Raw genomic sequence first — 7,612 nt, forward strand, 5'->3', positions numbered from 1 at the left:
CTGTGCGGGTGGTGGGGGGGGGGGGGGGGGCCGGCCCCCCCCCCCCGCCCGCTAACCCGCGCCGCCCCCCCCCCCCCGCCCGGCCCCGCGCCCGCGCCGCCGCCCCGCGGAGCCGTCCGCGGGACACCCCGCCCCCCCCACCGCTCGGCCCCAATCCCACCGACCCGGCGCTGGTCACCGCGGGCACCGTCGTGGAGCTGGTGCACCTGGCGACGCTGTACCACGACGACGTGATGGACGAGGCCACGCAGCGCCGCGGCGCGGTCAGCGTCAACGCGCGCTGGGGCAACAACATCGCGATCCTGGCGGGCGACTACCTGTTCGCCCACGCCTCCCGGCTCACCTCGACACTCGGCCCCGACGCGGTCCGGATCATCGCCGAGACCTTCGCCGAACTGGTCACCGGCCAGATGCGGGAAACCATGGGCGCCAAGCAGACCCAGGATCCGGTCGAGCACTACCTGCGCGTCGTCTGGGAGAAGACCGGCTCGCTCATCGCCGCCGCGGGCCGTTTCGGCGGCACCTTCTCCGGTGCCGGCCCCGAGCACGTCGAGCGGCTGGCCCGCCTCGGCGACGCCGTCGGCACCGCCTTCCAGATCTCCGACGACATCATCGACATCTCCTCCTCGGCCGAACAGTCCGGCAAGACCCCCGGCACCGACCTGCGCGAGGGCGTGCACACCCTGCCCGTCCTCTATGCCCTGCGCGAGTCCGGCGCCGACGGCGACCGCCTGCGCACCCTGCTCGACCACCCGCTGGAATCCGATGCCGAGGTCGAGGAGGCGCTGGAGCTGCTGCGTCGCTCACCCGGCATGGCCAAGGCCAAGGAAAAGCTTCAGGAGTACGCAGACCTCGCCGACACCGAACTGTCCGCCCTCCCCGCAGGTCCGGCCAACGACGCCCTCAGCCGCCTGGTCCGCTACACCATCGAGCGGGTGGGCTGACCAGGAACTATCGCCGCCGCGCACTCGTTGACCTGACGCGAAGCAACACCAGATTTCGTGCGAACATGGGTAACTCGCCGGGTACGCCCAGATCTGTTCATGTGGTCGACCGCAGGCCCGACGCCTGACGAACCAAGCGCTTGACGACCGGCAAAAGGCGCGGGGAGGCGGAAATGCCCAATGGGATCAAGACGTTTGGATTGATGGTCGGGCTGTCGGCGTTGATCGTCGCCATCGGGGCGATGTTCCGCAGCCCGACGATCCTGATCATCTCGATCGTGCTGGCCGTCGGCATGAACGCCTACGCGTACTTCAACAGCGACAAGCTGGCGCTGAAGGCGATGCACGCGCAACCGGTCAGCGAACTGGAAGCGCCGGTCATGTACCGGATCGTGCGCGAGCTCGCGACCACGGCCCGCCAGCCGATGCCGCGGCTCTACATCAGCCCGACCAACGCGCCCAACGCGTTCGCGACCGGCCGCAATCCCCGGCACGCGGCAGTCTGCTGCACCAGCGGCATCCTGCAGCTGCTCGACGAGCGAGAGTTACGCGCGGTTCTCGGCCACGAGCTGTCGCACGTCTACAACCGCGACATCCTGATCTCGTCGGTGGCCGGCGCGATGGCCTCGATCATCACCGGAATCGCGAACATGGCCTTCTTCGCCAGCTCGTTCGGCAGCAGGGACGGTCAGGGCCCGAACGTCATCGCGGTGCTGCTGGTCTCGCTGCTCGGCCCGATCGCCGCGGGCCTGATCAAGATGGCGGTCTCGCGATCACGCGAATTCCAGGCCGATCAGTCCGGCGCCGAACTGACCGGTGACCCGCTGGCCCTGGCCTCGGCCCTGCGCAAGATCGAACGCGGCGTCCAGGTGGCCCCGCTGCCGCCGGACCCCAAACTCACCAGCGAATCGCACCTGATGATCGCCAACCCGTTCCGCGCCGGCGACCGCATCGCCCGCTGGTACTCGACGCACCCGCCGATGGACGAGCGCATCAGGCGGCTGGAGGAGATGGCGGGCGGCACCCACCGGCACTGAGCGCCGCCCCGCCGACTACCTGTAGTTGACGAACTGCAGGGCGATACCGAAATCCTCGCCCTTGAGCAGGGAGATCACGGCCTGCAGGTCGTCGCGCTTCTTGCTGCTGACCCGCAGCTCCTCGCCCTGGATCTGCGCCTTCACGCCCTTGGGGCCCTCGTCGCGGATCTTCTTGGAGATCTTCTTCGCCTTCTCGGCATCGATGCCCTGCACCAGCGTGCCGGTGATCTTGAACACCTTGCCCGAGGCCTGCGGCTCGCCCGCGTCGAACGCCTTCAGCGAGATGTCGCGGCGGATCAGCTTCTCCTTGAACACGTCGAGCGCGGCTTTCACCCGCTCCTCGGCGTTCGCGGTCAGCACGATGGCTTCCTCGCCGGACCACACGATCGACGCGTCGGTGCCCTTGAAGTCGTAGCGGGAGTTCAGCTCCTTCTCCGCCTGGTGCAGCGCGTTGTCGACCTCCTGGCGATCGACCTTGCTCACCACGTCGAATGACGAATCGGCCACACTGCGCTCCTGTCCCTCACGGTCTGACAATGGGTGCGCCGACAGGTGTGCCGGCCACCGAGACAGTTGTACCCGCATGCCTGGTCGGACCGTGCTCGCAGGGTCGTTGTGCAGGCGGTTTGCATTGGGGGTGTGGGTTCGTTGTAAGCTCTCAGCGCACCGGAAACGGCGCACAAGGCAGATTGCCCGAGCGGCCAATGGGAGCAGACTGTAAATCTGTCGGTGAAAGCCTACGTAGGTTCGAATCCTACATCTGCCACATCGAACCCCGTCGATCAACACGATCGGCGGGGGTCTTTGGTTGTGTGGCCCCCCGAAGTTGCGCCAGGCCGGTCGTGGGGTCGCTGGGTTGGCCCCGGCATTGCCTTGCCGCAACGCACTTCCGTACCTGCAAAACAAGCCTTGAGCTGGTGATTTGGTGCTCTAGCCAGGTAGTGTGTAATCTTCTTCAGGACGCCGGAGCACGGGGTCGCACTGATCGGTCCGCCGATACAGACTCTGTGCCACGTAGTCATGCCCCCTTAGCTCAGTCGGCAGAGCGTTTCCATGGTAAGGAAAAGGTCAACGGTTCGATTCCGTTAGGGGGCTCGCCGGATTGCCGGTGGTGACCGACTTTCCCGCCGGCCCACCGTAACAGGTCCGCCGTGGCGGTGTAGCTCAGTCGGTAGAGCAAACGACTCATAATCGTTGTGTCGCCGGTTCAAGTCCGGCCATCGCTACCAATAACGACTCAGCCCAGACCGGAAAGAAGGCATATCGTGGCCGCGAAGTCCACCGATGTCCGGCCAAAGATCACCTTGGCCTGCGAAGAGTGCAAGCACCGCAACTACATCACCAAGAAGAACCGGCGCAACGACCCGGACCGCCTGGAGCTGAAGAAGTTCTGCCCGAACTGCGGAACCCACCGGGCGCACCGCGAGTCGCGCTGATTCACCAGAACATTTGCCGAAGGCCGGACGAAAGTCCGGCCTTTGTGCGTTTTCGGGGTCGATACGGTACCCCTTCTGGGCGGTGTCTACACCCCCGGACGGCTTGTGAGCGGTCTACGTGTGAGTAAGGTCCACGTGGTGACACTGAACACCGGAACTGACGAAGCGGTCACCGCCGCAGCCGCCGAACCGCTCGATCCCGCAGCACACGCGGCGGCGATGGTCGGCCACCACTACCGTGTCGACGACTTCTACGAGGTCGGCCGCGAGAAGGTGCGCGAATACGCCCGTGCCGTGCAGGACTACCACCCGGTGCACTGGGAGGAAGACATCGCGCGTGAGTACGGCCACCAGGGCCTGCTCGCCCCGCTCACCTTCATCTCGCTGGTCGGCATCCTCGCCCAGCGCAAGCTGTTCGAGCGGATCGTCACCGGCTACGACCTGAGCCAGATCATGCAGACCGACCAGATCCTGGAGTTCCACCGCCCGATCCGGGTGGGCGACCAGCTGACCTGTGATGTGTACCTGCATTCCTTCCGGCAGGCCTTCGGCGGCGACATCATCGTCACCAAGAACATCGTCACGGCGCAGGACGACGAGCTGGTGCTCACCACCTACACCACGCTGGTCGGCCGCAGCGGCGCCGACATCGATCCGGCGATGTCGGACGCGGTCCGCAACATCCTCATGCACGGCCTCGAGGAGCCCGACCATCACGCGCCGGCCGAGGTCCCCACCGGGATCACCCCCGATCCGGTCACCAGGCAGCCGGAGCCGTCCGTCCCCACGCACGCTCTGTCCTTCGACAGCGTGGCCGCGGGCGATGAACTGCCGTCGCGCACCGTCCGGCTCACCCGTGGCGATCTGGTGAACTACGCGGGCGTGTCCGGCGATGCCAACCCGATCCACTGGAGCGACGAGATCGTGAAGATGGTCGGCCTGGACGACGTGGTCGCGCACGGCATGCTCACGATGGGCCTCGGCGGCGGTTTCGTCACCTCGTGGCTGGGTGATCCCGGCGCGGTGAAGGAGTACAACGTCCGGTTCACCAGCCCGGTCTTCGTCGGTGCCGAGTCCCCGGCCGAGGTCGAGTTCACCGGTAAGGTGAAGTCGGTCGATCCGGAGACCAGGGCCGCGGTCGTCACCATCACGGCGAAATCGGCGGGCAAGAAGATCTTCGGCCGCGCCACGGCAACCGTTCAGCTGTCCTGACCTGGTCGGCTGTACCGGATTGGCGAATACCGCACGCGGTAACGTACACTCGGGACTCTGGGGTCACCGGCTGCTGCGCGCTGATCTTCCCGGGGAGTAGATCCCCACGGAAGCGGCGCGCATGTTGTGTGACGCCAGAGCTCGATAACTGAATATCGACTGTGGTTGGACAACACAGCTCAGGCTGGTCCAACCGAAGGGGCGTAGCTCAATTGGCAGAGCAGCGGTCTCCAAAACCGCAGGTTGCAGGTTCAAGTCCTGTCGCCCCTGCCCTGAATGCCAGCGACGAGGAAGGATCGACGTGACGGACGAGCGGGATACTCGCGCCGAAGACGGCGACGACACCGCCGCTGCCACTCGGCCGAGCGGCAAGCGGACAGCTCGCCGTGCGCGCACGTCGGATGCTCCGGCGGACACCGGTTCGGTGGCCACGCTGGACCGGCCCTCCTTGCGCAAGGCAGACAAGACTGCCGGGAAGGCCAAATCGGGCAACCCGTTCAAGCGGCTGCTCAAGTTCCTGCGAGAGGTCATCGCGGAACTGCGCAAGGTGATCTGGCCCAACCGGAAGCAGATGGTCACCTATACGGCCGTCGTGCTGGTGTTCGTGGTCTTCATGGTCGCGTTCATCGCCGGGATCGACGTGGCGTTCGTCAAGGGTGTCGACTGGCTGTTCGGCTGATCGCCGACACCCACGCCGGTAGCCGATCGCGGGCCGGAACGGCGGAGTGTGCCTCCGCGCACCCGACCCGGCCCAGAGGATGTACGTGACGACACAGGAAGCGAGTGCCGAAGTGAGCACCCCGGAGAACGAAACAAACGCCGAGTTCCCGGTTGACGACACTGTCGTGGCGGAGACCGCCACCGACGAGGTCGAGGCCACCACCGAGCTCGCTGACGCCGACGCGGCCGACGAGGCCGTTGTCGAGGCCGCCCCCACCGAGGAAGATCCCGAAGCCGACCCCGTCGAGTCGATGAAGGCCAAGCTGCGCCGCGTCCCCGGCGACTGGTACGTCGTGCACTCCTACGCCGGCTACGAGAACAAGGTCAAGACCAACCTCGAGACCCGCGTGCAGAACCTCGGCCTCGAGGACTACATCTTCCAGGTCGAGGTGCCGACCGAAGAGGTCACCGAGATCAAGAACGGGCAGAAGAAGAACGTCAACCGCAAGGTGCTGCCCGGCTACATCCTGGTCCGGATGGAACTGAACAACGAGTCGTGGGGCGCGGTCCGCAACACCCCCGGCGTCACCGGTTTCGTCGGCATGACCGGCGGCGGCCCCGGCGCCAAGCCGACCCCGCTGACCATCAACGAGGTCGTGAAGTTCCTGGTCCCGGCCGGTGCGCAGGCCCAGAAGCGGGCGGCCGCCGCCGCTGCTTCGGCCGGTGCCGAGTCCGCCGCCGCGGCCGCGGGCAAGCCCGTCATCGAGGTCGACTTCGAGGTCGGCGAGTCGGTCACCGTCATGGACGGCCCGTTCGCGACGCTGCCCGCCAGCATCAGCGAGGTCAACGCCGAGCAGCAGAAGCTCAAGGTGCTCGTCTCGATCTTCGGTCGCGTGACCCCGGTCGAGCTGAACTTCACCCAGGTCTCCAAGATCTAGCGCCTAACCTGCTTCGCAACGGCACCGCCTCGGCGGTGCCGTTGTCGTTTTCCTCGCACGCCCCGTGTGCGGTGCCCGCGCCGCGATCCGGTAGGGTGTGAGGGTTCGTGTGTAGACCCGCGCCGTCGATTTTCGCCGGTGCCGAGGTCGTGCGCGGATGCCGGGCTTGGACCCGGCGTGGGAGCGATCCCGCAACAGGCTTACGGCAACCGTAAGGAACCGAAACCCAAGGAAGAAAGATGCCCCCCAAGAAGAAGAAGCTCGCCGGGATCATCAAGCTGCAGATCCAGGCCGGTGCCGCGAACCCGGCTCCTCCGGTCGGCCCCGCGCTCGGTCAGCACGGCGTCAACATCATGGAGTTCTGCAAGGCGTACAACGCCGCGACCGAGTCGCAGCGTGGCAACGTCATCCCGGTCGAGATCTCGGTGTACGAGGACCGGACGTTCGACTTCAAGCTGAAGACCCCGCCCGCCGCGCGTCTGCTGCTCAAGGCCGCCGGTGTGCAGAAGGGCTCGGCCGAGCCGCACAAGACCAAGGTCGCCAAGGTCACCATGGACCAGGTCCGGGAGATCGCCAAGACCAAGGCCGAGGATCTCAACGCCGTCGATCTCGATCAGGCCGTGAAGATCATCGCCGGTACCGCCCGCTCGATGGGTATCACCGTCGAAGGCTGAGCGAATCTCGCTCCATGTGGGAGGGCCGGCCAGGCCCGGGACACCACATCTGAACTCGAAAATTAAGGACAGAGAAACATGGCAAAGCGAAGCAAGGCGTATCTCGCCGCTGCTGAGAAGGTCGATCGCGACAAGCTGTACTCCCCGCTGGCCGCTGCGCGCCTGGCGAAGGAGACCGCGACCACCAAGACCGACGCGACCGTCGAGGTCGCCGTCCGTCTCGGCGTGGATCCCCGTAAGGCCGACCAGATGGTCCGCGGCACCGTCAACCTGCCGCACGGCACCGGTAAGACCGCCCGCGTCATCGTGTTCGCCGCCGGTGAGAAGGCCGCCGAGGCCGAGGCCGCCGGTGCCGACGCCGTGGGCGCCGAGGACCTGATCGAGCGGATCCAGGGCGGCTGGCTGGACTTCGACGCCGCGATCGCCACCCCGGACCAGATGGCCAAGGTCGGCCGCATCGCGCGTGTCCTGGGCCCGCGTGGTCTGATGCCGAACCCGAAGACGGGCACCGTCACCAACGACGTGACCAAGGCCGTCAACGACATCAAGGGCGGCAAGATCAACTTCCGCGTCGACAAGCAGGCCAACCTGCACTTCGTCATCGGCAAGGCGTCCTTCGACGACGCCAAGCTGGTGGAGAACTACGGCGCCGCGCTGGACGAGATCCTGCGTGTGAAGCCGTCGACCGCCAAGGGCCGCTACGTCAAGAAG

At 66.5% G+C, this 7,612-nt stretch carries 9 protein-coding genes and 4 tRNA genes; 12 read left to right on the forward strand and 1 reads right to left on the reverse strand.

Going from position 1 to position 7,612, the window contains the following annotated elements; all coding sequences use genetic code 11:
- The first annotated feature begins 2 nt into the window (after positions 1-2).
- Positions 3-944 carry a polyprenyl synthetase family protein gene (locus ACFWPJ_RS19010; protein ID WP_378853063.1) on the forward strand — a complete coding sequence of 314 codons (942 nt, stop codon included), beginning with the start codon at positions 3-5 and terminating at the stop codon, positions 942-944.
- 173 nt (positions 945-1,117) lie between these two features.
- Complete coding sequence (gene htpX, locus ACFWPJ_RS19015; protein WP_378853065.1) at positions 1,118-1,981, forward strand: zinc metalloprotease HtpX; 864 nt, start codon at positions 1,118-1,120, stop codon at positions 1,979-1,981.
- A gap of 15 nt (positions 1,982-1,996) precedes the next feature.
- Here htpX and ACFWPJ_RS19020 read toward each other — a convergent pair whose 3' ends face one another.
- The gene (locus ACFWPJ_RS19020) at positions 1,997-2,488 is read right to left on the reverse strand and encodes a YajQ family cyclic di-GMP-binding protein (protein WP_378853067.1); all 492 of its coding nucleotides are present in this window, start codon (positions 2,486-2,488) and stop codon (positions 1,997-1,999) included.
- Positions 2,489-2,664: 176 nt separating this feature from the next.
- Between ACFWPJ_RS19020 and ACFWPJ_RS19025 the strand changes: the two genes are divergently transcribed.
- The 10 genes from ACFWPJ_RS19025 to rplA form a co-directional block, all read left to right on the forward strand.
- Positions 2,665-2,747, forward strand: a tRNA-Tyr gene (locus ACFWPJ_RS19025).
- 256 nt (positions 2,748-3,003) lie between these two features.
- Positions 3,004-3,076: transfer RNA gene (locus ACFWPJ_RS19030), tRNA-Thr, on the forward strand.
- Positions 3,077-3,134: 58 nt separating this feature from the next.
- Positions 3,135-3,210: transfer RNA gene (locus tag ACFWPJ_RS19035), tRNA-Met, on the forward strand.
- A 36-nt stretch (positions 3,211-3,246) separates the two neighbouring features.
- A complete protein-coding gene (rpmG, locus tag ACFWPJ_RS19040) occupies positions 3,247-3,417 on the forward strand; it encodes a 50S ribosomal protein L33 (RefSeq protein WP_019049401.1) in 171 nt (56 codons plus the stop codon).
- Between the two features lie 144 nt (positions 3,418-3,561).
- A complete protein-coding gene (locus ACFWPJ_RS19045) occupies positions 3,562-4,629 on the forward strand; it encodes a fused (3R)-hydroxyacyl-ACP dehydratase subunits HadA/HadB (protein ID WP_378853075.1) in 1,068 nt (355 codons plus the stop codon).
- A gap of 197 nt (positions 4,630-4,826) precedes the next feature.
- A tRNA-Trp gene (locus ACFWPJ_RS19050) sits at positions 4,827-4,899 on the forward strand.
- Between the two features lie 31 nt (positions 4,900-4,930).
- A complete protein-coding gene (secE, locus tag ACFWPJ_RS19055) occupies positions 4,931-5,308 on the forward strand; it encodes a preprotein translocase subunit SecE (protein ID WP_378853069.1) in 378 nt (125 codons plus the stop codon).
- Positions 5,309-5,420: 112 nt separating this feature from the next.
- A complete protein-coding gene (gene nusG, locus ACFWPJ_RS19060) occupies positions 5,421-6,227 on the forward strand; it encodes a transcription termination/antitermination protein NusG (protein ID WP_378853077.1) in 807 nt (268 codons plus the stop codon).
- Positions 6,228-6,466: 239 nt separating this feature from the next.
- Positions 6,467-6,901 (forward strand): 50S ribosomal protein L11, encoded by a 435-nt coding sequence (gene rplK / locus ACFWPJ_RS19065; protein ID WP_378853071.1) that lies wholly within the window; start codon positions 6,467-6,469, stop codon positions 6,899-6,901.
- A gap of 78 nt (positions 6,902-6,979) precedes the next feature.
- Positions 6,980-7,612: 50S ribosomal protein L1 (rplA, locus tag ACFWPJ_RS19070; protein WP_378853073.1), on the forward strand; the 633-nt coding region annotated here is incomplete at its 3' end.

Origin of the sequence: Nocardia sp. NPDC058497, assembly GCF_042720195.1 — a bacterium.
Classification (GTDB): domain Bacteria; phylum Actinomycetota; class Actinomycetes; order Mycobacteriales; family Mycobacteriaceae; genus Nocardia.

Excerpts from the sequence above, each read along its gene's own strand:
- htpX (WP_378853065.1), top strand. The coding sequence starts at position 1,118 with ATGCCCAATGGGATCAAGACGTTTGGATTGATGGTCGGGCTGTCGGCG.
- rplK (WP_378853071.1), top strand. The coding sequence starts at position 6,467 with ATGCCCCCCAAGAAGAAGAAGCTCGCCGGGATCATCAAGCTGCAGATC.